Here is a 24,563-nt window from a genome sequence, read left to right on the forward strand (position 1 = left end):
GTACGGTGGAAGGAACGCGGAGTCTTCGATGATGGAACCGAGCGCTCGTCACGTACTGCTGTCCCCCGAGCAACTGGCCGCCGTACGCAGGCGAATCGGCGAACACTCCGACCGGACGATCGTCGAGGCGTGTGCGATCGCGCTGTCGTACTGGGCGACGGGCCTCGGCCCCGACGGCATCGACCTCACCCCCGGCACCCTCTTCACCGAAGTGCTCGGCTGGGTGGACAACGGCGGCGACGGGATCGGTGGCTGGCCGGTCGGCACGGACGGTCCGACCATCTCCGTCCCGGACGGAGTCGTGCCCGGCGAAGCGCAGCTGGCGCTGGACGACCTGGCCGACTTCCCGGACCGCCCCATCGGGACCATCGGCCCGTCCACCGTGGCGGCGAGGCTCGATGCCCTGGCCGGGTGGAACGACACCCGGGCCGACCGGGTCCGGCCGACCATCGTGGAGATGTTCCTCGAGCAGGCCAGGAACAGGCCGGACGCCATCGCGATCGTCGACGAGCGCCGATCACTGACCTACCGTCAGGCAGCAGAGCTCTCCGGCCAGTTGGCCCACCGTCTGATCGAAAACGGACTCGCCGCCGAGCAGGTCGTCGGCATCTCCCTGCCCCGCTCCGCCGAGATGGTGATCGGGCTGCTCGGCGTACTCCGGGCGGGCTGCGCGTTCGTACCGCTCGACCCGCAGTGGCCCGCCGCACGCCGGGCCGTCGTCATCGAGGACGCCCGGGTCATGGCGCAGCTCAACGAGACGGGGGAGCACGCCCCGGACGAACCGGAGGCCTTGGCGGTCGACCTGGACGACCGGCGGTTCGGCTCCCACCCCACCGAGGGGCCCGAGGTCACGGTTCCCGGCGAGGCCCTGGCCTACGTGATCTTCACGTCGGGGTCGACCGGACGGCCGAAGGGGGCGATGATCCGGCACGAGGCGATCAGCGAGCGCCTGCTGTGGCAGGTCGACGAGATCCTGGGCTTCGGCCACGACGACGCCTCGCTGTTCAAGGCTCCGCTGTCCTTCGACATCTCCATCAACGAGATCTTCCTGCCGCTGGTGAGCGGCGCCCGGCTCGTCGTGCTGCGGCCCGGCGGCGAACGCGACCCGCAGCACTTGCTCAGCGTGATCGCCGAGCAGCGCGTCACCTTCACCTACCTGGTGTCGTCGATGCTGGACGTGCTGCTGGAGATGGCCGGCGACTCCGGCCGGCTGGACAGCCTGCGGCACGTGTGGTGCGGGGGCGAGGTGCTGACCCCGGAACTGTACGAGCGGTTCCGCACCAGGCTCGACATCCCCATGTACCACGGCTACGGCCCCGCCGAGACGACGATCGGCGTCTCGCACGTCATCTACCGGGGAGCCGCGGAACGGCTGTCGACATCGATCGGCAAGGCCAACCCCAACACCCAGCTGTACGTCCTGGACGACGAGTTGCGCCCGGTCCCGGTCGGCGTCGGCGGTGAACTCTACGTGGGCGGCTTCCTGCTCGGGCGCGGGTACGTCGGCGCGCCCGGCCTGACGGCCTCCCGGTTCGTCGCCAACCCCTTCGCCGCCGACGGCTCCCGGCTGTACCGCACCGGTGACCTCGCCCGGTACGCCCCCGACGGGTCGCTGGACTTCCTCGGCAGGGCCGACAACCAGATCAAGATCCGCGGCATGCGGCTGGAGACGGAGGACGTCGAGGTCGGCCTCGCCGAGCACCCCCGCGTACGGCACACCTGCGTCGTGGCCAAGAAGAACACGGCGGGCGGCACCTACCTCGTGGGGTACGTCATCCCGGCCGCCGGGAGCGAGGACCTGCGAGCCGACGAGGTCAGGGCCTGGGCCGGCGAGCACATGGTCGAGTACATGGTGCCCGCCCACATCGTCGTCATGAACGAGTTCCCGCTCACCGCCAACGGCAAGCTCGACCGCAACGCCCTGCCCGAACCCACCACGGACACGGGCGGGCTGACCCGGCCCACGACCGAGATCGAGCGTGCGGTGTGCGCTGCCGTCGCGGCGGTGCTGCGGCTCGAAGAGGTCGGTGTCGACCAGGACTTCTTCCAGCTCGGCGGGGACAGCATCCTCGCGATCTCGCTGCTGAGCGCACTGCGCGACGCCGGCCTCTACGTCACGGCACGGCAGATCTTCACCAACAGCACCGTGGGGGCGCTGGCGGCGGTCGCGAGCCGTGACGACCACACGGCGGTGGACCATCGTGATGTCGCGACCGGGACCGTCGTGGGCTCGCCCATCGTGCAGTGGCTCGGCGAGACCACGGACGCGATCGACGGCTTCGTCCAGTCGGTCGTACTGAACACTCCGGCGGAACTGACCGCCGACACCCTCGACGACGTCCTCACGGCCCTGCTCCGGCGGCACGACATGCTGCGCGCCGAGCTGGTGCGCGGCGACCGCTGGAGCTTCCGCATACCCGAGCCCGACCGGGCCACCGCTTCCTGGCAGAAGAGCGACCGGCCGCTCGACGAGTGCGGCGCGCTCGCCACCGCCGGACTCGATCCGACCGGCGGCGTGATGCTGCGGGCCGTCTGGCGCAGCGCGGCACGGCAGCTGGTCCTGGTCGCACACCACGTGGTGATCGACGGCGTGTCCTGGCGGGTCCTGATGGAGGACCTGCTCACGGCATGGCGGCAGGTCACCTCGGGCACGCCGATCGAACTCCCCCCGGTGGGCACGTCGTTCCGGCGCTGGACGCAGCTGCTGGAGCGCGCGGCGTTCGACGCGGACAGTTCCTACTACCGGCGTGACCTGCCGGGCGAGGACGAGCAGATCGGCAGGCGCCCGCTGTCCGAGGCCGACACCGTCGCGACTGAGCGGCTGCACACGGTGTCGGCGGCCCCCGACGTCACGGCCGCGCTGCTGGGCGAGATCCCCGCGAAGTTCCACGCGGGCGTCAACGACGTCCTGCTGACCGCGCTCGCCGTCGCCCTCGCCCGATGGCGCCGCGACCTCGGCCAGGCGCAGACCTTCGCGCACATCGAACTCGAAGGCCACGGCCGCGAGGCACACTTCGTCGCGGGCTCGGCCGGCTTCGAGCCCGAACTGTCGCGAACCGTGGGCTGGTTCACCACCCTGTTCCCGGTGACCGTGGACCCCGGCACGACGGCCGACTTCACGGCACCCGAGTACCTGACAGCCGCGCTGAAGGCCGTCAAGGAGGACCTCGCCGACGTACCGGACAACGGCGTCTCCTACGGTGCCCTTCGCCACCTCGCCCGGAGCGAGTTCGACGCGCCCGCACCGCAGGTCCTCTTCAACTACCTGGGCCGATTCGACGCGGGAGCCTCCGGAGACTGGCAACTGGCCAGCACGACAGGCCAGTTGGGTGAGAAGCGCGACCCGAGGATGCGGCTGCCGCGGCACCTGGAGTTCAACGCCATCGCCGAACCGGGCACCGGCGGCGAGTACGAACTCGTCACCACCATCTCCTGGCCCGACGGCATGTTCACCGACCAGGACATCACGACCCTCGGCGAGTACTTCCGTACGGCCCTCACCGGCCTGGCCGCGCTCGACGAGGGCGGGCACTCGCCCAGCGACTTCGCCCTGGTCCCGCTCACCCAGACCGACGTCGACGAACTGGACGGCCCGGCACTGGCGGACATCCTGCCGCTGACCCCGTTGCAGGAGGGCCTGTACTTCCACTCGGTCTTCGACGACGACTCCGCGGGCGCCTACGTCGAACAGCAACTCCTGACGCTGGAGGGCGAGGTCGACGCCGAGCGGCTCGCGGCGGCGGCCACCCGTCTGCTCGTCCTGTATCCGAACCTGGCCGCCCGGTTCGTGGCCCTCGCCGACGGCCGCGTGGTCTCCGTCCTTGACCGCGGTGTCGAGGCGCCCTTCACCACACTGGACCGCCCCGGAATCACCGACGCCGAGATACGCGAGTACGCCGAGGACGACCGCCGCGCCGGGTTCGACCTGGCCACCGGCCCGCTCATGCGGTACACGCTCATCCGCGCCGGATCCGGCCGGGACGTCCTGGTGCAGACCGTGCACCACATCATCGCCGACGGCTGGTCGGTGCCGCCGATGCTCCGCGCGCTGCTGGCCGAGTACCACGCGCCGGGAACCGTGTACCCCGTCGGCGGCTTCCCCGACTACGTCAGCTGGCTCGCAGGACGGGACGACGCCGAGAGCGACCGCGTCTGGCACGAGGAACTCGCCGAGCTGCCCGGCCCCTCGCTGGTCGCCGTGGAGCACACGCCGTCCGATCGGTTCACCGACATCGCCTCGGAGCCGGACGGCGACATCGACGCCGCCGCCCGCTCGGCCGGGGTGCCGCTGAGCGTGGCCGTGCACAGCGCCTGGGCCGTGACGCTCGGCGGCATCCTGCACAGCACGGACGTGGTGTTCGGCTCGACGGTGTCCGGCCGCGACGCCGACGTACCCGGCATCCAGGACATGGTGGGTCTGTTCATCAACACCATTCCGGTGCGGGCCAGTTGGAGCGGCACGACGACTGCGGGCGACCTGCTCGCCTCGGTGCGGGAGCACCAGAGCGCGGTGCTGCCGCACCAGCATGTCTCACTGGCGAGGATCGGCCGCCAGGCCGGCTCCGGCTCCCTGTTCGACACCCTGGTCGTGTTCGACGTGGCCACCGACGTGGAGGCGCTGCGACGGGCCGGCGACACCCTCGTCATCGCCGACATCGTGAACGAGGGCGCCCCTCACTACCCGTTGACACTGGTGGTGGAGCGTGCACTCGACGGACGTCCGCGCTTCAATCTGATCTACGACGGCGAGATGCTGCGGGAGACGACGGCCCGGACGATCCTGCGCACGTTCTCCTCGACGCTCACCGGCCTGCTCACCCGGCCGGACACCCAGGTCGACGACCTCGTACCGGAGAGCGACCGGCTTCCCGTGCGGATCGCTCCGACGACCCTGGGCGGGCTGTTCGACGCCGCCGCGCGACGCGACCCGGCGGCCACCGCTGTCACGCAATGCGATCTGGACGGCGGCACCCGGTCCCTGAGCTACGGCGAACTGGCCGAGACCAAAGACCGACTGGCCTCGGCGCTGCGTACGGCCGGGGTCGGGCCGGGCAAGCGGGTCGCCGTCGCCGTCCCGCGCTCCGTCGAACAGGTCGTCGCGCTCGTCGCGATCGTCAGCGCGGGCGGGGCGTATGTGCCGCTGGACCTGGCGTACCCCGACGAACGGCTGGAGTACATCCTCGCCGACTCCGCCCCCCAGGTCGTCCTCGTGGACCCCGACCAGCGGGACCGCTTCACGGAACTGCTGGCCACGGCAGGAGTGCCGGCCCGGGTCCTCGTACAGGGGGACGAGCTGCCGGTGGGGGACGGCGCGGCACCCGCAGTGAGCGTGCACGACCCCGCCTACGTCATCTACACGTCCGGATCGACCGGCCGGCCCAAGGGCGTCGTCGTCCCGCACTCCAGTGTGGTCACGCTGCTCGCCAACACCCAGCCCGACATGGACTTCGGCCCGCACGACGTGTGGGTCCAGTTCCACTCCTTCTCCTTCGACTTCGCGGTCTGGGAGCTGTGGGGCGCGCTGGCGTACGGCGGCGAGCTGCTGGTGCCGGAGTACGGGCTGACCCGCTCCCCGGTCGACTTCCACCGGCTGGTCCGTGAGCGCGGGGTGAGCGTGCTCAACCAGACCCCGTCGGCCTTCTACCAGTTCATCGAGGCCAACCGGCACGCCGGCGAGGCGCTCCCCGCACTGCGCCGGATCATCTTCGGGGGCGAGGCGCTGGAACTCGGCCGACTGCGCGGCTGGGTCGAGCGACACGGCACCGCGTCGCCGGAGCTGGTCAACATGTACGGCATCACGGAGACCACCGTCCATGTCACCCATCGGGTGCTCACCGACGAGGACTTCGAACTCGGCGCCGAGGTCAGCCCCATCGGCGGCGCCATCCCAGGTCTGGTCACCCACCTGCTCGACGACCGGCTCCGCCCTGTGCCGCCGGGCCGGGTGGGTGCCATCTACGTCGCCGGCGACCAGGTGTCGCTCGGCTATCTGGGCAGGCCGGGGCTGACCGCCTCCCGGTTCGTGGCGAACCCGTTCGCGGGGGACGGCTCCCGCATGTACCACACGGGCGACCTCGCCCGCCGCACGCTGGACGGTGAGCTGGAGTTCACCGGCCGAGCCGACGACCAGATCCAACTCAAGGGATTCCGCGTCGAGTTGGGCGAGGTGGAGTCCGCGGTCAGGGAACTCGACGGCGTGATCGACGTGGCCGTCACCGTGGCGGAGGGCGCCGACCACTTGGTCGCGCACGTCGTGGGCAGGGTGCCGGATGACATCACCGGGTCGCTGTCCAGGAAGCTGCCCGCGCACATGGTGCCCGGGCGGGTGCTGCCGGTCGACGCGCTTCCGTTGACGGTCAACGGCAAACTCGACCGCAAGGCGCTGGCCGAGCGCTCCGCGGAGACGGCCGCCACGTCGGCATCGTTCTCCGCGAGTGCCAGCGAGTCCGAGCTCGCAAAGCTCGTCGCCATCTTCACCGAGACCCTGCCCGGCACCGAGGTGGACGCCGACACCGACTTCTTCCGCGCCGGAGGCGACAGCATCGTCGCCATCACCGTCATCAACCGGGCCAGGGCACTCGGCATGGCGATCGCACCCCGGGACGTGTTCCTGCTCAGGACTCCCCGCGCGCTCGCCGGGCACCTCGCGACGAGCGCCCCGCAGCCCGCCGTACCCGCCCCCGACCGTCGCGCGGACGGCCCGCTGCTTCCGACGCCGATCATCCTGCGCCAGCGTCAACTGGGCGGATCCCTCACCCGGTTCGCGCAGGCGAGAACGCTGCCGACCCCCGAGGCCGCCGGCCTCGCCGACGTCGAGCGGGCCGCGAACGCCGTCGTCGCCGCCCATCCCGCTCTCCGGCTCCGCCTGCGCGTCGAGCACGGCGTATGGGCCCTGCGCACCGAACCCCACCGCGACGTCACCGCCGCACGCCCGGCCACGCCCGACCCCACCGCGGCGGCGAACGAGGCCGCCGGACGCCTCGACCCCGAGTCCGGCGAGGTCATCGCGTTCGCGTGGCTGGAGCCGACCCGGACCCTGGTCGTCACCGTGCACCACCTCGCCGTCGACTCGGTGTCCTGGCTGATCCTCCTGGACGATCTCGCCGCCGCCCTGCGCGGGGAGCCCCTGGCGCCGCCGACCACCTCCTACGCCGAGTACGCCGAGGCCCTGGCGCTCAACGCACCCCGGGCGATCGACGGCCTCCCGCACTGGATCACCACGCTCGGGGCGCCCCCGCTGCTGCCCGCCGTCGGCGGACTGCGTGAGACCACGGTCGTCCTCGCGCCCGAGATCAGCGACCGCGTGACCCGTACCGCGCCGGCCGCGCTCGGCGTCGGCCTCACCGAGTTGCTGTGCGGTGCTCTGCGCACAGCACTGACCCGTATCCAGCGGACGCCCACCGACCTCACGATCGAACTGGAGCGGCACGGCCGGGTCCCGGCCCTCGACCACCACGACTACACCCGCACCGTCGGCTGGTTCACCTCCATCGCGCCCGTACGGCTCACCGCGCACACCGACCCGGTGGCGGCGGCCCGTGAGCTCGCGGAGCGCCAGCCGGACGAGCGCGCGCACGTCGCCTACGGACAGCTCCGCTACCTCGACCCGCAGACGGCGCCACTGCTCACCGCCCGCCCGCAGGTGCTGTTCAACTACCTCGGCCGGGGCAGCGAGAACCAGGCGCTGCACATCGCGGGCGGCGACCAGGGCAGCCCGTACGCCGTCGAGGTCAACGCCTGGCTCGACGAGGCGACCGGAAGCCTGCACGCGGCCTTCACCCTCGCCGAGGGCGTCCCCGACGAGATCACCGAGCACTGGCTCGCCGCGGTGCACGGCGTGGCGGACGCCTCCGCGACGGCCGAGCGCACGGCTCCGGTCACCCCGCTCCAGCGCGGCCTGTACTTCCAGGCACAGATGGCGGGTTCGGCCGGACACTACGTCGCGCAGAGCTGGTTCACCTTCGACCGGCGTCTGGACACCGGCGCACTGGCCGAGGCGATGGCCCACGTGATCGCCCGGCACCCCGTCGTGGGCGCCGGCTTCACCACCGACGACGACGGCAACCCCGTCCAGACGCTGGCGGCGGGCCGCCGCGTGGGGGTCCGTACGATCGCCCTGTCCACGGACTCGGAGGTCGAGGCCCTGCGCGCCCGCGACCGCGACACGGGATTCGACCCGAGCGAGCCGCCGTTGATCCGGATGACCGTGGTGCGCCTGCCCGACGACCGGGACGGCCTGCTGCTCAGCTACCACCTGCTGCTGTGGGACGGCTGGTCCCGCGAGATCGTGCTCAGGGACCTGTTCGACGCCTATCAGGCGGTCCTCCTAGGCACGTTGCCGGCGCCGACCCCGGCCGTCCCGAGCTTCGAGGACCACGCCCGAGCGCTGGACGCCAAGGACGCCGCCGTATCGGAACGCTTCTGGGCCGGGCAACTCGCCGGACTCCCCGGTCCGACGCTCCTCGCCGGACCGGCCCCGGCCCTCTCGGACACCCTGCCGCGCGCTCTGGTGCACACACTGTCGGCCGAGCAGTCGGACCTGCTGCGGGATGCCGCCAAGGTGCACGGCGTCACCCTGAACTCGGTGCTGACCGGCGGGTTCGGCCTGCTCCTGGGCGGCCGCACGGGCCGCGGCGACGCCGTGTTCGGCGTGACGGTCTCCGGCCGCGAGGGCGAGGGGCTGTCCGACATCGTCGGCGTGCTGCTGAACACCGTGCCCATGTGGACGCGGGCCCGGCCGGGCGACACGGTCCGGGAGTACCTGTCGGCCGTACAGACGGCCAGGGTCGAGGCGATGGAGCACGAGCACCTGGGGCTCGGCGAGATCCAGCGGGCCAGTGGGCACGACATGCTGTTCGACAACCTGTTCGTCCTCCAGAACTTCCTGGACATGGACGCGTTCGCCGAGATGAACGCCCGGCACGGCATCACCTCGGTGAAGGCCGACGACTCCACCCACTATCCGTTCACCTGGGTCGTCACGCCCGGAGACCGGCTCACGGTCAAGCTGGAGTACCGCGACGAGGACGACGGGAACGCCCGCCGTCTCCTCGACGACTACCTGCGCGTGCTCGAAGACCTGGCCCGGGCGACGGGACCGGTCGGGGCGCTGCCCGGGCTGGGTGCGGAGCCCTCGTCGACTGAGCGTACGGACGTCGGGACGGACACCGTCGTCGACCGGTTCGACCAGGCCGCGGACCGTGACCCGCAGCGCCTGGCACTGGTCGCCCACGGCTCGACCATGACCTTCGCCGAACTGCGGGACCGCAGCCGTGCGGTGGCAGGGGTGCTCGCCGCGCGCGGCATCGGCCCCGAGACCACCGTGGGCCTCGCGATCCCGCGCTCCCTCGACTGGATCGCGGCACTGTTCGCCGTCCTGCGCGTCGGCGCCGCGTACGTGCCGCTGGAGCTGGACCACCCCGACGAGCGGATCGCCGCGATCGTCGAGGATGCCCGCCCGGACGTGATCCTCACGGTGAGCGCCGTGTCTCCCCGACTGACGGGCGAGCTGATCGAGCTGGACCGCCCCCTGCCGGACGCGGAGCCGTATCGGACGTTCGCACCGGACGACCCCGACCGGCTGCGGCACCCCGCGTACACGATCTACACCTCCGGATCGACCGGGAAGCCCAAGGGCGTCGTGACCGAGTACGCCGGGCTCACCAACATGCTGATCAACCATCAGCGCCGGATCTTCGAACCGGTCCTGGCCCGGCACGGCCACCGGGTCTTCCGGATCGCCCACACCGTGTCGTTCGCGTTCGACATGTCATGGGAGGAACTGCTGTGGCTCGCCGACGGGCACGAAGTGCACATCTGCGACGAGGAGTTGCGCCGTGACGCGCCCCGTCTGGTCGAGTACTGCCTCGAGCACGGCATCGACGTCATCAACGTGACCCCGACCTACGCCCAGCAACTGGTCGCCGAGGGCCTGCTGGACGACCCCGACCGGCGTCCGCCACTGGTGCTCCTCGGCGGCGAGGCCGTCACCCCCACGCTGTGGCAGCGGCTCGCGGAGACCGAAGGGACGGTCGGCTACAACCTGTACGGACCCACGGAGTACACCATCAACACCCTGGGCGTCGGCACCTTCGAGTGCGAGGACCCCGTGGTGGGCGTGGCCATCGACAACACCGACGTGTACGTGCTGGACCCGTGGCTGCGCCCCCTCCCGGACGGCGTCCCCGGCGAGCTGTACGTCTCGGGCATCGGCATCGCGCGCGGCTACCTCGGGCAGCCGGGCCAGACCGCGCACCGCTTCGTCGCGTGCCCCTTCGGCGAACCCGGCGAGCGCATGTACCGCACCGGGGACCTGGTGCTGCGGCGCCCCGACGGCAACCTGATGTACCTCGGCCGCACCGACCAGCAGGTCAAGATCCGGGGGCACCGGGTCGAACTCGGCGAGGTCGAGGCCGTGTTCGCGGCGCACCCGGCGGTGCGATTCGTCGCCGCGGTCGCCCAGCCCGATCCGCAGGTCGACGGGGCGTACCGGCTGGCCGCCTACCTCGTGCTGGACGGCGCGGACCTGGCGGCGGTGGCCGCGGAGGTGGGTGCCGGGCTGCCCGACTTCCTGCGGCCGACGCACTACGCCCAGGTCGACAGCATCCCGCTCACGGTGAACGGGAAGGCTGACACGAAGGCATTGCCGGAGGCCAAGCCCCTCGGCGCGCTGACCACGGCGGGAGAACGCGGGCCCGAGACCGGCACCGAGACCGTGGTCTGCGAGTTCTTCGCCGAAGCACTGGACCTGGACGACGACGAGGTGAGCGCGGTGAGCGACTTCGTGTCCCTGGGGGGACACTCCATGCTGGCGGTACGCCTCATCGGACTGCTCCGCCGCGAGTACGGTCCGGTGATCACGATCCGAGACCTGTTCACCCTGCGCACCCCGGAAGCGATTGCCCACCACCTCGATGACAACTCCTGACACGCGGCGGCCCCGGCCCGCCTCCGACATCCTCCGCACCGCCCTGCGCCGCAACCGTGGCGCCATGATCTGGGGCACGGTCCTCATGGGCCTGTACCAGGCGGGCGAGACCGCGTTCCCGATCGCCCTCGGCCTGATCGTCGAGCACACGATGCGGGACCGGAACCTCGGCTCGCTCGGCCTGTCCATCGCCGCGCTCGCCGTGATCATCACGACCGTCTCGCTGTCGTGGCGGTTCGGGATGCGCATCCTCCAGAAGGCCAACACGACCGAGGCGCACCGCTGGCGGGTGAAGGTGGCCGCCTGCGGACTCCAGCCGGTGGCCAGGGACGTCGACCTCAAGTCCGGCGAGATCCTGACCATCGCCACCGAGGACGCCGACCAGACCGCCGACATCATCGAGGTGGTGCCGCTGCTGATCAGCTCACTGGTCGCGGTGGTCGTCGCGGCGGTCGCGCTGGGCCTGGCCGACATCCGGCTCGGCCTGCTGGTGATCGCGGGCACGGCCGCGATCATGTCGGTCCTGAGCGTGCTGTCCAGGCGGATCGGGTCCAGCACCCAGGAACAGCAGGCCCGGGTGGCGCGGGCGGGTGCCAAGGTGGCCGACCTGATCACCGGCCTGCGCCCGCTGCACGGCTTCGGCGGCAACCACGCCGCGTTCCGCTCCTACCGCAAGGTCAGCACCGAGGCGAAGCTCCAGGCCGTCACCGTCGCCAAGGTCAACGGTGCGTACGCGGGCACCGCGCTGGCCCTGAACGCGGTCCTGGCCGGTGCCGTGACCCTGACGGCCGGCTGGCTGGCCTTCGACGGGCAGATCAACATCGGCGAACTCGTCATGGCCGTGGGTCTGGCGCAGTTCATCATGGAACCGCTCAGGCTGTTCTCGGAGATGCCGAAGTACGTGATGATCGCGCGGGCCTCGGCCGAGCGGATGGCGCTGGTCCTGACCGCGCCGCCGGTCACGACGCCGGGGTCGGAACACCCGGCCGCGGGCGGGAACCTGGAGATCGACTGCGTCCGGTACGGGACACTGCGGGACCTGAAGTTCACGGTGGCCGCCGGGGAGTTCGTCGCGATCGCCGCCTACCAACCGCGCGCGGCGGCCGACCTCGCGGCGGTCCTGGCTGCGAACGTCCCGCCCGACGCGTACGAGGGCGCGGTGCGGGTCGCCGGGCAGGAACTCGGGGAACTGTCGGTGGAGGCGGTCCGCGCGCACCTGCTGGTGAACCCGTACGACGGCGAGATCTTCGCCGGCACGCTCCGCACGAACATCGACCCCTCGGGCACCAGCCGGACCGTCCCCGAAGCCGTCGAGGCATCCATGCTGACGGACGTCGTCGCCCTGCACCGGGACGGACTCGACTACGGTGTCCGCGACCGAGGCGCCAACCTGTCCGGCGGGCAACGCCAACGGCTTTCCCTGGCGCGGGCGTTGGCCGCCGACAGCGAGGTCCTGGTGCTGCACGACCCGACGACCGCAGTCGACGCGGTCACCGAGCAGCTCATCGCGCGCAATGTCGCGAAACTGCGCCGGGGCCGCACCACCGTCGTGATCACCAGCAGCCCTGCCCTGCTGGACGTCGCCGACCGGGTCCTCGTCCTCGACGAAGGGGTCGTCACGGCCGAGGACACCCATCGGAACCTGCTGGCCGGCGACGCGGACTACTGCCTGGCCGTGGCCCGGTGACGCGCTGGCCGAGGGCCCAGGCGACATCCCTGAGCAGGGCGTGCCGCCAGCCCGCCCGGTCATGGCCGGCGGCCGAGCGCGAGACCCGTACGGTCGCGCCGGCCTGCTCGGTGAGGAGCTCGGTCCGTTCGCAGTGGGGGAGCATCAGTGTCTCGTGCTCCCCGACGTCGAACGCGATGCGCAGGCGCGACAGTTCCGGGCGCTCCAGCAGACGCGCGGCGATGCTGCCGCCGACCGAACCGCTCATGGGATCCGCCAGGTCCATGGCCTCGGGCGTCCACCAGAAGGACCCCGACTGACAGGCGACCCGGGACACCAGATCCGGGAACCGAAGGGCCGCGTACAGCGCGCTGAGCCCGCCGAGGCTCTGCCCCGCGACCACCAGCCTGCCGAGGTCGGCGGGTACGCCGGACTCCGCCACCAGCGGCAGCAGTTCGTCCCGGACCGCCTCCCACAGTTCGGGCCGGCACGTGAACTCGGCCGCCCTGTCCTTGGCCGGAAGGAAGACGAGGGTGACCGGGGGCATGTCGCCCGCTGCGAAGGCCGAGTCGAAGGCGGTCATGGCCGGGTGCAGGTACAGCCAGTCGTCGCCGTCGAGGAGCAGGACCACCGGACCGCCGCCACCCACGGGGTGGACCCGGACGGTACGTCGCCCACCGAGCCGTTCACTCGCCCAGCGGACCCGGGCGCGGGGGAGGGGCAGTACGGCATCGGTGCCGGGGCCGACGACGGGCCAGTGCGGCTGGGGCGGCGCGTCCGGCGTCGCGGCGATCGACCGGTCGCCGCCCGCGCCCACCGGGTTGAGCGGGTCGGCGTGCGCCGCGTCGCCCACGAGGAACCGGTAGGTCACCCGCAGCCGCGCGGGCATGCGCACCTCGGCGTACCAGCAGTCCGTGTCGCCCCATCGGTTCAGGGGCACCGGCTCCGACCAGCTCTCGAAGTCGATGCTCGCCGCGGATCCCCGCCACAGGAACAGGGTTGCCCAGCCGCCACCCCCGGCAGGTACGGATCTGGGCGCCTCGGCCGCCGCCCAGAACTCCTCCGTGCCGGGCTCGCCGGGCATCCCGAACCCGGCGAAGGCGTTCTCCGTGTCGGCCGTGACCGGGCGCATGAACGTCTCCTTGTGAGAGGGGAGCTGCGAAGGCTAAGCTCCTGTCAATTAGGCCAGGCTAACCTAATGTTGACGTTCCGAGGAGGCACTCGTCATGAGCACCAATCCCTTCGACGACAACGAAGGCCGCTTCCTGGTCCTGGTGAACGACGAGGGCCAGCACTCCCTTTGGCCGTCCTTCGCCAAGGTGCCCGGAGGCTGGACGACCGTCTTCGAGGAGAACACCCGAGAGGCGTGCCTGGAGTACATCGAGTCCCATTGGACCGACCTGCGCCCCCGGTCCCTCTCGGCCTAGGCGGGCAGGTTCACCTCGCCCAGCACCTCGCGCGCGACGTCCAGCGCGGCGTCCCGGTCGGCCGGCACCAGCCCGATGCGGGTGCGCCGGTCGAGCAGGTCCGCCTCGTCCAGGGCGCCCTCGTGGCGTACGGCCCACAGGAGTTCGGCGCCGGTGACGGGATGCCCCGTCAGTACGGGTTCGGCGAGACGGGGGTCCTCCGCGCCGAGCGCCTGGACGGCCGGTGCCTCGGTGCCGTAGCGCTGGACCAGGCGGCGCGGCGCGCGCAGCGAGCCGAGAGTGTTCGGTGACGCGGCGCCGACGAGGGGCAGCGAGGCGGTGGGGGACGGGCCGGCCGTGAGCCCGTGCGTGGCGACGGCGGCGTCGACGGCGTCCTCGGCCATGCGCCGATAGGTGGTGAGCTTGCCGCCGACCACCGTGGTCACGCCCTCCGACGAGGTGAGGACCGCGTGCCGACGGGAGATGTCGGAGGTCCGCGGCGCCCCGGAACCGGCCGCCGGCGCGGTGTCGAGCAGAGGGCGCAGACCGGCGAACGCGCCGACGACGTCATCGCGCCGGACCGGCACGTCCAGGACCGAGCCGAGGACGTCCAGCAGGAAGCCGATGTCGGTCTCGGGGACCTCGGGCACGTCCGGGACGTCACCCTCGACGGGCTCGTCGGTGAGGCCGACGTAGACCCGGCCGTCGCCCTGCGGCAGGACGAGGACGAAACGGTTGGTCTCGCCGGGGACCGGCACGTGCAGCCCCGCGGGCAGCGGGCCGAGGTGGTCGGAGCGCAGCACGAGGTGGGTGCCGCGCGAGGGGCGGATCCGGATGCCGTCCACCAGGCCGTCCGCCCATACGCCGGACGCGTTGATCACGGCGCGGGCCCTGATCTCGCCCTCCTCGCCGGTGAGTTCGTCGCGGACGCGGGCGCCGGACGCGGTGAGTTCCAGTGCCCGGACGCGGGTGAGGATCCGGGCGCCGCGGGCGGCGGCGGTGCGGGCGATCGCCGTCACCAGCCGGGCGTCGTCGGTGAGCCGGCCGTCCCAGGACAGCAGACCGCCGCGCAGGCCCTGGGTGCGCAGGGCAGGGGCGAGGTGCCGCGTCTCCACCGTGGACAGGCGGCGCGGGGCCGGCAGGGTGGCGCGGGCCGTGCGGGCCGCCAGACGCAGGGCGTCACCGGCCCGGAACCCGGCCCAGGCGAGGGTGGACTGGGCGCGGGACACGAGCGGCGTCAGCGGCAGCACGAACGGCTGGGCCCGCACCAGGTGCGGAGCCGTGCGCTCCATCAGCACCCCGCGCTCGACCGCGCTCTCGTGAGCCACGTCGAGCTGGGCGGAGGCGAGGTAGCGCAGCCCGCCATGGATCAGCTTGCTGCTGAAGCGCGAGGTGCCGAAGGCCAGGTCATGGGCGTCGACGGCGGCCACCGAAAGGCCCCGGGCGGCGGCGTCCAGGGCGACCCCGGCGCCTGTCGCGCCCAGGCCGACGACCAGGACGTCCACGACCGGACCGCCGACGGTCTCGGTGAGTTCGCGCGAGCGCCGGGCGGCGGACAGCGACGATCCGGGGACCGGGGGAGTGGCAGGGGTCATGGCGTGAGGGTCCTCTCCAGGATGCTGCGCAGTTCCGCCAGGAAGGCGTCGCTGCTCAGGTCGGCGTCGTCCTCGTCGGTCATGGTCCGCAGGGACAGGGTGAAGGACTGGACGATCAGCAGCAGGGACCGCGCCTGCCGCTCCACGTGGCCCGCGCGCACCGAGCCGTCGGCGTGGCCCTCCTTCACGGCGTCCGCGAGCAGGGCGAGCAGCGCCATCTGGCTCGCGCCCCGGCGGTCGAGGACGTAGGGCAGGAGCAGTTCGGGATCGACGTCCACGATCTTCTGGAAGAGCGGGTGGGCGCGGAAGGTCCGCACCCCGGCCACCAGCCCCTCGACGATCAGGCCGCGCGTGGCCGTGCCGGGCCGCCGTTCGGGCATGGCCCCCGTGGCGACCGCGACCCACTCGCGGGTCATCAAGTCCCCCACCAGGGAGCGCACATCGGGCCAGCGCCGGTACAGCGTCATCCGGGAGACGCCCGCGCGGCGGGCCACGTCGGTCAGCGTCGTACGGCGGACTCCGACGGCAAGGACACAGTCGCGCACCGCGTCGAGCACCGCGTCGCTGTCCGAGTGGTTGTGACGAATAGGCGTCATGTGTCACAGTGTAACGCCTGCGAGGCCGTCCGGGACACGGCATCGCTCGAAATCGACCGGTGAGGACGACAGTCATGGACATGCTGTGGAGCGGCTGGGGCGACCCGGCCAAGGCGGCGCCGCTGCCCGAGACCGTGATCGGCCTGCTGCGCGATCTGCTCGGAGTCAAGCCGCGCACCGCCGGGCCGGTCGCCCTGGCGGACATCGCCGTACCCCAGCCGGGACTCGAACCCGCCGTGCGCCAGGCCCTGTCCGCCGCGGTCGGCGGCGAGGAGCACGTCCGCACCGACGCCGAGACCCGCGTCCGGCACACCCGTGGCAAGTCCACCCCCGACCTGCTCCGCATCCGCGACGGCGAGGTCGACGACGTACCCGCGGCCGTCGTCCTGCCCGCCGGCCACGACGACGTCCTCGCCGTGCTGCGCGCCTGCTCCGAACACGGCCTGGCCGTCGTCCCGTTCGGCGGCGGCACCTCCGTCGTCGGCGGCCTCGCCCCCTCCCGGCGCGGTGCCTTCGTCGCCCTGGACCTGCGCCGTATGGACGCGCTGCTCGCCGTCGACGCGGTCTCCCGCACCGCCACCCTGCAACCCGGACTGCGCGGGCCGCAGGCGGAGGCGCTGCTTGCCGAACACGGCTTCACCCTCGGCCACTTCCCCCAGTCCTTCGAGTGGGCGAGCATCGGCGGCTTCGCCGCCGCCCGCTCCAGCGGCCAGGCGTCCGCCGGATACGGCCGCTTCGACGAGATGGTCCTCGGTCTGACCGTCGCCACCCCCGAGGGCACCATCGACACCGGCCGGGCGCCGCGCTCGGCGGCCGGCCCCGACCTGCGCCAGCTCCTGCTCGGCTCGGAGGGCGCCTTCGGCGTCATCACCTCCGTGACCGTGCGGATCCGGCCCGTCCCGCAGGCCCGTGTGTACGAGGGCTGGCGCTTCGCCTCCTTCGAGGAGGGCGCCGCCGCGCTGCGCCGCCTCGCCCAGGACGGACCGCGTCCGACGGTGCTGCGGCTGTCCGACGAGACCGAGACCCTGATCGGCCTCGCCCAGCCCGACGCCATCGGCGGCTCCGAGGCCGCGCAGCAGTCCGCAGGCTGCATGGCGATCGCCGGGTACGAGGGCACGGACGAGGACGTCGCGTACCGCAGCGAGCACGGCGCGGCCGTCCTGCGCGACTGCGGCGGCACCCCGCTCGGCGAGGAACCCGGCGAGCGCTGGGCGCACGGCCGCTACTCCGCCCCCTACCTGCGGGACTCCCTGCTGGACGCCGGGGCGTTCGTCGAGACCCTGGAGACCGCGACCTTCTGGTCACGCGTCCCCGAGCTGTACGCGTCCGTCCGCGACGCCCTCACGACGACGCTCACCGAGGCCGGCACCCCGCCGCTGGTCATGTGCCACATCTCCCACGTCTACGAGAACGGCGCCTCGCTGTACTTCACCGTCGTCTCCGCGCAGGGCGAGGACGCGGTCGCACACTGGGAGAAGGCCAAGCACGCCGCCAACGAGGCGATCCTCGGCGCGGGCGGCACCATCAGCCACCATCACGGCGTCGGCACCGACCACCGCGACTGGTACGTCCGTGAGGCGGGCCCCCTGGGCATCGAGGCGCTGCGTGCCGTCAAGCGGCGACTGGACCCCGCGGGGCTGCTCAACCCCGGCGTCCTCCTGCCGCTCGACTGAGCCGGGCCGCCCCGCCCCCGCCCGGGGCTTGACACGCCTGTTCCACTGGGCCGGTCACACCCCGCTCCACCTGCATACCTCCCACCCGCCCCCGGCCCGCCTCCGGCAGCTCCCTCCCGTCGGCCCGAAAGGCACACCGATGCGACAGTTCACCGCCATCGTCAACCCCACGGCGGGCGGATCCGCCTCCGCGGCCGCTCTGCTGGAAGTGGCCCGGCCGCTGCGGGAGGCCGGGGCCGACCTGGAGACCCAGTACAGCCGCAGCCTGGCGCACGCCCGGGAGCTTGCCAGGGACGCCGGAGAGCGGGGGCGGGTGGTGCTCGCAGTCGGCGGCGACGGAATGGCCGGCGGCATCGGCGGTGCCCTCAGCGGCACCGACATGGTGCTGGGCCTCGTCCCGGCCGGCCGCGGCAACGACTTCGCGCGGGCCCTCGAACTGCCCACCGACCCGGCGGCGCTCGCCGAGGTGCTGCTCCACCACGAGCCCCGGAAGGTCGACACCATAGAGGTCGAGTCCGCCGTGCACGACCGCACGGCGGTCCTCGGTAGCGTGTACGCCGGAGTCGACGCGCTCGCCAACCGCCACGCCAACAACGCCACCCTGCTGCGCGGCGCCGCCTCCTACTACGCGGGCGGACTGCGCGCCGTCACGACCTGGCGCGCCGCGCGCTACCGGGTCACCGTCGACGGTCAGGAGCACCTGCACATCGGCTACACGGTCGTGGCCGCCAACTCCGGCTACTACGGGTCGGGTCGGCTCATCGCGCCCGACGCCCGTGTCGACGACGGCCTGCTGGAGGTCGTGATGATCCGCGAGGCCCCGCGCCGGCTGTTCTTCGCCCTGATGAACGACCTCAAGACGGGCGCCCACGTCCACCGCCCCCAGGTCGAGATACTGCGCGGCAAGGAGATACGTATCTCGGCCGACCGCGAGGTGCCCTACGGTGCCGACGGCGAGGTCGAGGCGAACCTCCCGGTCACGCTCCGCGTCCTGCCGGGAGCACTGCGCGTCCTGTGCTGAGCCCCGGGCAAGAGGTCATCCGCCGTCCAGGGGCATCCGCTGCCGCGTCGCCCTGAGCTGCTCGGCGGCCGCGCCGCGATCGGCCTCGTCGTGGATGAGCAGGGCGAGCAGCGCGGCCACGGGCAGACCGGCCTCGGCGGGGTGGCGCAGCAGCTTGCCCGGCTCGATCCGGTAGATGTTGGTCCGCCCCTCGCGGACGTGGGACAGGTAGCCGTCCCCCTCCAGCTCCGCAATGATCTTCTGGACTGCGCGTTCGGTGAGCCGGCAGTGCGCCGCGATATGCCGGATCCGGACGTCGGGGTTGTCCGCGATCGCCGCCAGTACGCGCGCGTGATTGGTCAGAAATGTCCATCCGGTGTGCGGCTCAGGGACTCCGTCCATGTGCCAACAGTACGGCTCGGGGTTCACGTATACAAATACACGCACTGAATTTCATGTATCTGTTGACGTGTTCGAGAGTTCGGGTCACCCTGGTGCGGAGACGGGGAGCACTTGAGGAGAGGCGGACATGTCCGAGCTCACGTCCTCTGTGCCCGGCCCTGACGGCGACCGGGTCAGTGTGGAGGTACGCGGTGAACTCGACCTCGACACCAGCGAGCGGCTGCGCGGTGCCCTCCGCGAAGCCCTGCGCCGCTCGGTCCGAGGCGTCGATCTGGACCTGAAGGGCGTCACGTTCTGCGACTGTGCGGCCCTGAACATCCTGCTCGCGCTACGCCTGCGTGCGCTCAGGCAGGGCAAGACGGTCGTGATCAGTGCCAGTGGTGCGGTCGTCGACCGACTGCTCGACCTGACGCGGACGCGGGAGCTGTTCGCCGGTCCGGGTGCCGACGACGAGGGCGCGTCGGCCGCCGGGTCGCGCGAGGTGGCGGAGGTCTCCGAGGACTTCGTGGAGGACCTGCGGATCGAGGTCGCCCAGCTGCGCCGGGCGATGCAGACCCGGCCGACCATCGACCTGGCCCGCGGCATCCTCATGGCCTCGTTCGGCCTGAGCTCCGAGGACGCCTGGACGGTGCTGGTCGAGGCCTCCCAGAACACCAACACGAAACTGCACGCCCTCGCCGGCGACCTGGTCACGGCCGTGAAGGGCGAACCGCTGCCCGAAGCGGTGCGGGAGCAGCTGTCGTCCGCCGTCGCCAAGGTCGGCTCCGCCCGACCCGTGGCCGGAGCGTCGCGGTTGCGTTGATCGGCGGCGCGACGGCAGGGTTCGGGGTGTGCCTACCTTGCTGATCGTGCATCACACCCCCTCGCCCAACTGCCAGGCCATGCTCGAAGCCGTCGTCTCCGGTGCGACCGCGCCCGAGATCGAGGGCGTCGACGTCGTGCGGCGGGCGGCCCTGTCGGCCACGGCGTCCGACGTGCTCGACGCCGACGCGTACCTCCTGGGCACCCCCGCCAACCTCGGCTACATCTCGGGCGCCCTGAAGCACTTCTTCGACCAGATCTACTACCCGTGCCTTGACGCGACCCGAGGCCGCCCCTTTGGCTACTACGTGCACGGCGGCAGCGACGTGACCGGCGCCGTGCGGGCCGTCGACGCCATCACGACCGGCCTCGCCTGGCAGCGCGCCGCGCAGCCCGTGAAGGTGACCGGTGAGCCCGGCAAGGCCGACACCGAGGCCTGCTGGGAACTGGGGGCCACGCTCGCCGCCGGACTGATGGACTGAGCAGGGCTTCCCGTCGCTCAGGTTTCGGTTCGAACACCGTTGCTCAGACGAGGTTTACGCGGCTCATAAGATATTTCTGAGAATTCCTGAGGCGGTTGAACACTGCGCCGTCGGCCTGCGTATAGGACCGGGGGATTTTCATGCCCTGACCGACCACGAGGCGTAGGAGTACTTCCTTGGGACGCAGCACGCGAAGACGCCCAACGGGCGCACGGCGCGCGACCTTTGCAGCGGTCGCGCTGATGTTGGGCGGCGGCGGCCTTGTTGGGGCCAACGTCTATGCCTCGGCGACCGAAGACGGCGGAGCCGACTCCGCCGAGACGTTGTCCTCCCCGGCCGGCACGATCGACTGCCCGGACGTCGGCGACAAGCTGACGGATGTGCCGGAGGATGCCAAGGAGGACGTCGCGAAGGAGCTGGCCCTCCTTGACCAGCAGATAGCCGACGCCTACCAGCGGTTGACGGAGGCGGCGCAGGCGATCAAGCAGGACCCCGGCTTCGCCGACAACGCGATCATGAAGCCGCTGAAGGAGAAGCGCGGCGCGACGATCGAGCGGATCGCCATCGCCGTGGACCGCACGGGGGACCGGCCCGAGGGCCTGGACGGCCTCGCGGACTGCACCCTGCGGGCCCCCGAGCCCGAGAGCGGTGACCAGGCGAACGGCGCCGACGGCGGGGACGGCGCCCAGGACAACGGCGGCGACAACCAGAACGGCGCCGGTCAGGGCGGCCAGCAGCAGGGCGACGGCGGCCAGAACGCCGGCAACGGCGGACAGGCCGGCAACGGCCCCAACGCGGCGGACTACCAGGACATCAAGTCCGTACAGCCCAACGTCCAGAAGCCGGCCCTGTCCTCGGACGCCTCCCGTGGCACCTTCGCCACCAGCTGCGGCGTCAACGACAACGGCCTGTTCAACTCGGACAACGTCATCGTGGCCCCCGGTGTCTCCAACGGCGCCCACCACTTCCACGACTACATCGGCAACCAGTCCAACGACGCCTTCGCGAGCGACGAGGACCTGGCGAACGCCGAGACCAGCTGTGTGAACCAGGGCGACAAGTCCACGTACTACTGGCCCGTGATCCGTCTCCAGAACGGTTCGCAGGAGCAGGACGCCAACTCGCCCGGCGGCGGCATCGAGGGCAACGCCGGTGAGATCGTCACCCCCAAGGAGGTGACGCTGAACTTCGTGGGCAGCCCGCGCAGCAAGGTCACCGAGATGCCGCGTCTGCTGCGCATCATCACCGGTGACGCGAAGGCGTTCATCAACGGCACCGCGAACGCCAACGCCTCCTGGAGCTGCACCGGCTTCGAGGACCGGCAGCTGAAGGACAAGTACCCGCTGTGCCCGCAGGGCAGTGACGTGGTGCGCACCTTCAAGTTCCAGAGCTGCTGGGACGGGACGAACATCGACAGCGCCAACCACCGCACGCACGTGGCGTTCGCCGCGGCGGACGGCAGCTGCGCGAACGGCTTCAAGGCCATCCCGCAGCTGGTGCAGCGCATCGTCTACGACGTCAACGCGCCGAGCCTCCAGGACGGCGGCAAGACGACCCCGCTGTTCGCGGTGGACTCCTTCCCGGAGCAGCTGCACAAGCCCGTCACCGACCACGGCGACTTCATCAACGTCTTCGACGAGAAGCTGATGGGCGAGATGGTCGACTGCATCAACTCCGGCCGCAAGTGCGGTGTCGGCGCCGACGAGGGCGACGACCCGGGCCAGGAGGAGCCCACCGAGGAGCCGACCGAGGCACCCACCACGCCGCCGGCCGACGACAAGCCGGAGCCGGGCGACGGAGGCAACGAGCAGACGGACCCGCCGGCGAACGACGACCCGGCGACCGAGGCCCCGGAGACCGGCAAGCCGGCCACCGAGAAGCCCGAGACCGAGGCTCCCGCGAACGACGAGCCCGGTGACGACGCCCCCGCCACCGACCCGGCGGACGACGGCAAGCCCACCCTGTCCAGCACGGTAGCGCCCAAGTCCGACGGAACCCCGTCGGCCGCCGCGGGCGACGACCAGGCGCAGGGCGGCTCCGGCGACGACGAGAACGCGGGAGGCGCCTCGGCGCAGACCCAGCCTCCCGCCGAGGACACCGAGGACAGCCTGGGGACCAAGCCCCAGGCGGTCGGCGGCAACCTGGCCGAGACGGGCGCCACCACGCTGTGGCCCGCCGCGGGCGGCGCCGTCCTCCTCATCGGCGGCTTCCTGGTGCTGATGCGCGCCAGGCGCAGCGCCCGATAGGGGTGACAACGCAACAGGGGAACGGCGCGTGAGGCGCTGACATCCCGCGAGGGCCCGGACCGGTTCACCCGGTCCGGGCCCTTCGCGTTCCCCGGCTTCGGGGTGCCACGACGCCGGTCCTGACATCCTGGGCGGCATGGCGACGCTCAACGGAAAGCTCGTTTCCCCCGATGAACTGCTGTCCCTGGCCCTGGTCAACGTGGGCCACTTCACGACCATGCGAGTGGAGGAGGACGGCGTTCGCGGCCTGCCGCTGCACATGGAACGACTCAGGAAGGACTGCCGGGCCGTGTGGGGTGCCGACCTCGACACCGCGCGCGTCCGCGACTTCGTCCGCCGGGCCCTGGACGGACGGCCGCTGCCGTGCGTCGTCCGAGTGACCGTCTACGACCCCGGAGTCGACATGGTCCACCTCGCGGAGGCCGGGGAACCACAGGTCCTGGTCACGGTGCGCGGAGCCGGCGCGCTGCCGCCGGCTCCGCTGCGCGTCAGGAGCATGCCCTACGAGCGGGACCTGCCCGAGGTGAAGCACGTCGGGCTCTTCGGGGCCCTGCACATCCGGCGAAGCGCCCAACTCGCCGGGTTCGACGACGCCTTGTTCATCGGACGCGACGGACTCGTCAGCGAAGGCAGCACCTGGAACGTCGGATTCGTCGACCGGGACGGCACGGTGGTGTGGCCACAGGCGCCTGTCCTGCCCGGAGTCACCATGGCGCTGCTTCGGCAGCGCGCCGAACACCGCGTCGCCACCGTCACCCTGGAACAGGCCAAGGGCATGGCAGCCGCATTCGCCACGAACACCGGCATCGGCGTGCGGACCGTCGCCGCGATCGACGACACCGAACTCGCCACCGAGCACCCCGCGCTGGACCGGCTGCGCGAGAGCTACCTTTCCGTGCCGGGCGAGAGCCTCTAGTCCACGATCGCGCCACAGGAGATGTTCACGTCCGTCGCGGTGAGCGTGCGGGCCCGGTCCGAGGCGGCGAAGGCGGCCACGTCGCCGACGTCCGTGAGGGTCGCGGCCCGGCCGAGCTGGGTCGCGTCGACCAGGCTGTCGACGATGGCCTCCGCCCCGGGGAACTCCATGGGCAGGGATTCCGGTACGCCGCCGGACTTCAGCGTCACGACCCGGATGCCGTGCGGGCCCAGCTCGATCGCCCACTGCCGGCGCAGCCCCTCCAGCGCGTCCAGCGCGATCTTGAAGCCGCCGAGTCCGGGCAGGGTCTGCGTCCCGCCGCCACCGAAGGCGAGGATCACTCCCGCGCGGCGCTCGGTCATGTGGCGGGCCGCCGCCCGGGTCGTCAGGAACTGCGAGCGCATCGCCGTCACGATGGGCTGGAGGAAGTCCGCCTCGGAGATCTCCATCAGCGGTTGCTGGACGTCGCCGTAGCCGATCGCGTTGAACGAGACGTCGATCCGTCCCGCCCGTGCGGCGACATCGTCCACGAAGGCGTCCACCGCTGCCTCGTCGCCCGCGTCGACCACGGCCGTCTCCGCGTCCCCGCCCGCGGCACGGATCTCCTCGGCGACCTTGTCGAGCGGTGCGGCGGTCCGCCCGGCGAGGAAGACCCGCGCCCCCTCACGGGCGAAGGCGCGTGCCGCCGCCCCACCGATGGAGCCACCCGCGCCGTACACCACCGCGACCTTGTCCTTGAGCAACATGATCGATCTCCGTTCCGATCGGCTGTCGGCCGGCCGGCCGCGCGGTGCGGCCCCAGCCCTCTCATCCGATACGTCGGCGCCGGATTCCGGAATTCGACACGCGTGAG

Annotated in this window: 14 protein-coding genes; 9 read left to right on the forward strand and 5 right to left on the reverse strand. The window is 71.9% G+C overall.

Translation table 11 applies throughout. The features are described from left to right. Nucleotides 1-28: 28 nt before the first annotated feature. Together CP983_RS41575 and CP983_RS41580 are read left to right on the forward strand one after the other, a co-directional pair. Nucleotides 29-10,927, forward strand: coding sequence for a non-ribosomal peptide synthetase (locus CP983_RS41575; RefSeq protein ID WP_150505629.1), 10,899 nt, complete (start codon nucleotides 29-31; stop codon nucleotides 10,925-10,927). Beyond that, entirely contained in the window at nucleotides 10,914-12,614 is a 1,701-nt protein-coding gene (locus CP983_RS41580) for an ABC transporter ATP-binding protein (RefSeq protein WP_150505631.1), read from the forward strand. The genes CP983_RS41575 and CP983_RS41580 overlap by 14 nt, the downstream gene beginning before the upstream one ends. Here CP983_RS41580 and CP983_RS41585 read toward each other — a convergent pair. Next, complete coding sequence (locus CP983_RS41585; protein WP_150505633.1) at nucleotides 12,544-13,725, reverse strand: alpha/beta hydrolase-fold protein; 1,182 nt, start codon at nucleotides 13,723-13,725, stop codon at nucleotides 12,544-12,546. The two genes, CP983_RS41580 and CP983_RS41585, sit on opposite strands and share 71 nt — an antisense overlap. Nucleotides 13,726-13,819: 94 nt before the next feature. Here CP983_RS41585 and CP983_RS41590 point away from each other — a divergent pair, with 94 nt between their 5' ends. Beyond that, nucleotides 13,820-14,020, forward strand: a complete 201-nt coding sequence (locus CP983_RS41590) for an MbtH family protein (RefSeq protein WP_107909652.1) — start codon at nucleotides 13,820-13,822, stop codon at nucleotides 14,018-14,020. Here CP983_RS41590 and CP983_RS41595 read toward each other — a convergent pair. Both CP983_RS41595 and CP983_RS41600 read right to left on the reverse strand, forming a co-directional pair. Then, nucleotides 14,017-15,594, reverse strand: coding sequence for a glycerol-3-phosphate dehydrogenase/oxidase (locus CP983_RS41595; RefSeq protein ID WP_150505635.1), 1,578 nt, complete (start codon nucleotides 15,592-15,594; stop codon nucleotides 14,017-14,019). The genes CP983_RS41590 and CP983_RS41595 overlap by 4 nt on opposite strands. Further along, nucleotides 15,591-16,190, reverse strand: a complete 600-nt coding sequence (locus tag CP983_RS41600) for a TetR/AcrR family transcriptional regulator (RefSeq protein ID WP_150505637.1) — start codon at nucleotides 16,188-16,190, stop codon at nucleotides 15,591-15,593. Before CP983_RS41600 ends, CP983_RS41595 begins: the two co-directional genes overlap by 4 nt. A gap of 74 nt (nucleotides 16,191-16,264) precedes the next feature. Here CP983_RS41600 and CP983_RS41605 point away from each other — a divergent pair, with 74 nt between their 5' ends. Both CP983_RS41605 and CP983_RS41610 read left to right on the forward strand, forming a co-directional pair. Then, nucleotides 16,265-17,863 carry an FAD-binding oxidoreductase gene (locus tag CP983_RS41605; protein WP_150505639.1) on the forward strand — a complete coding sequence of 533 codons (1,599 nt, stop codon included), beginning with the start codon at nucleotides 16,265-16,267 and terminating at the stop codon, nucleotides 17,861-17,863. A gap of 139 nt (nucleotides 17,864-18,002) precedes the next feature. Continuing rightward, complete coding sequence (locus tag CP983_RS41610; protein WP_150505641.1) at nucleotides 18,003-18,884, forward strand: YegS/Rv2252/BmrU family lipid kinase; 882 nt, start codon at nucleotides 18,003-18,005, stop codon at nucleotides 18,882-18,884. 15 nt (nucleotides 18,885-18,899) lie between these two features. Here CP983_RS41610 and CP983_RS41615 read toward each other — a convergent pair whose 3' ends face one another. Further along, the gene (locus CP983_RS41615; protein WP_107909648.1) at nucleotides 18,900-19,265 is read right to left on the reverse strand and encodes a helix-turn-helix transcriptional regulator; all 366 of its coding nucleotides are present in this window, start codon (nucleotides 19,263-19,265) and stop codon (nucleotides 18,900-18,902) included. 127 nt (nucleotides 19,266-19,392) lie between these two features. Between CP983_RS41615 and CP983_RS41620 the strand changes: the two genes are divergently transcribed. The 4 genes from CP983_RS41620 (at nucleotide 19,393) to CP983_RS41635 (ending at nucleotide 23,710) form a co-directional block, all read left to right on the forward strand. After that, a complete protein-coding gene (locus CP983_RS41620) occupies nucleotides 19,393-20,067 on the forward strand; it encodes an ANTAR domain-containing protein (protein WP_150505643.1) in 675 nt (224 codons plus the stop codon). A gap of 28 nt (nucleotides 20,068-20,095) precedes the next feature. Continuing rightward, on the forward strand, nucleotides 20,096-20,548 hold the full coding sequence (locus CP983_RS41625; protein ID WP_150505645.1) for a flavodoxin family protein: 453 nt from the start codon (nucleotides 20,096-20,098) through the stop codon (nucleotides 20,546-20,548). Between the two features lie 242 nt (nucleotides 20,549-20,790). Then, nucleotides 20,791-22,794: a DUF1996 domain-containing protein gene (locus CP983_RS41630; RefSeq protein ID WP_150507200.1), complete on the forward strand. Its 2,004-nt coding sequence runs from the start codon at nucleotides 20,791-20,793 to the stop codon at nucleotides 22,792-22,794. Nucleotides 22,795-22,930: 136 nt separating this feature from the next. Next, nucleotides 22,931-23,710 (forward strand): aminotransferase class IV family protein, encoded by a 780-nt coding sequence (locus CP983_RS41635; protein WP_150505647.1) that lies wholly within the window; start codon nucleotides 22,931-22,933, stop codon nucleotides 23,708-23,710. Here the strand turns inward: CP983_RS41635 and CP983_RS41640 are convergent. Continuing rightward, nucleotides 23,707-24,456 carry an SDR family NAD(P)-dependent oxidoreductase gene (locus CP983_RS41640; RefSeq protein WP_150505649.1) on the reverse strand — a complete coding sequence of 250 codons (750 nt, stop codon included), beginning with the start codon at nucleotides 24,454-24,456 and terminating at the stop codon, nucleotides 23,707-23,709. The genes CP983_RS41635 and CP983_RS41640 overlap by 4 nt on opposite strands. Nucleotides 24,457-24,563 lie beyond the last annotated feature (107 nt).

The organism is Streptomyces chartreusis, assembly GCF_008704715.1.
Lineage (GTDB): Bacteria > Actinomycetota > Actinomycetes > Streptomycetales > Streptomycetaceae > Streptomyces > Streptomyces chartreusis.

Coding starts and splice junctions, on each gene's coding strand:
- CP983_RS41600 (WP_150505637.1), bottom strand. CDS start 16,190: ATGACGCCTATTCGTCACAACCACTCGGACAGCGACGCGGTGCTCGAC.
- CP983_RS41630 (WP_150507200.1), top strand. CDS start 20,791: ATGTTGGGCGGCGGCGGCCTTGTTGGGGCCAACGTCTATGCCTCGGCG.
- CP983_RS41585 (WP_150505633.1), bottom strand. CDS start 13,725: ATGCGCCCGGTCACGGCCGACACGGAGAACGCCTTCGCCGGGTTCGGG.
- CP983_RS41590 (WP_107909652.1), top strand. CDS start 13,820: ATGAGCACCAATCCCTTCGACGACAACGAAGGCCGCTTCCTGGTCCTG.
- CP983_RS41635 (WP_150505647.1), top strand. CDS start 22,931: ATGGCGACGCTCAACGGAAAGCTCGTTTCCCCCGATGAACTGCTGTCC.
- CP983_RS41595 (WP_150505635.1), bottom strand. CDS start 15,594: ATGACCCCTGCCACTCCCCCGGTCCCCGGATCGTCGCTGTCCGCCGCC.
- CP983_RS41640 (WP_150505649.1), bottom strand. CDS start 24,456: ATGTTGCTCAAGGACAAGGTCGCGGTGGTGTACGGCGCGGGTGGCTCC.
- CP983_RS41620 (WP_150505643.1), top strand. CDS start 19,393: ATGTCCGAGCTCACGTCCTCTGTGCCCGGCCCTGACGGCGACCGGGTC.
- CP983_RS41615 (WP_107909648.1), bottom strand. CDS start 19,265: ATGGACGGAGTCCCTGAGCCGCACACCGGATGGACATTTCTGACCAAT.
- CP983_RS41605 (WP_150505639.1), top strand. CDS start 16,265: ATGGACATGCTGTGGAGCGGCTGGGGCGACCCGGCCAAGGCGGCGCCG.
- CP983_RS41610 (WP_150505641.1), top strand. CDS start 18,003: ATGCGACAGTTCACCGCCATCGTCAACCCCACGGCGGGCGGATCCGCC.
- CP983_RS41580 (WP_150505631.1), top strand. CDS start 10,914: ATGACAACTCCTGACACGCGGCGGCCCCGGCCCGCCTCCGACATCCTC.
- CP983_RS41575 (WP_150505629.1), top strand. CDS start 29: ATGATGGAACCGAGCGCTCGTCACGTACTGCTGTCCCCCGAGCAACTG.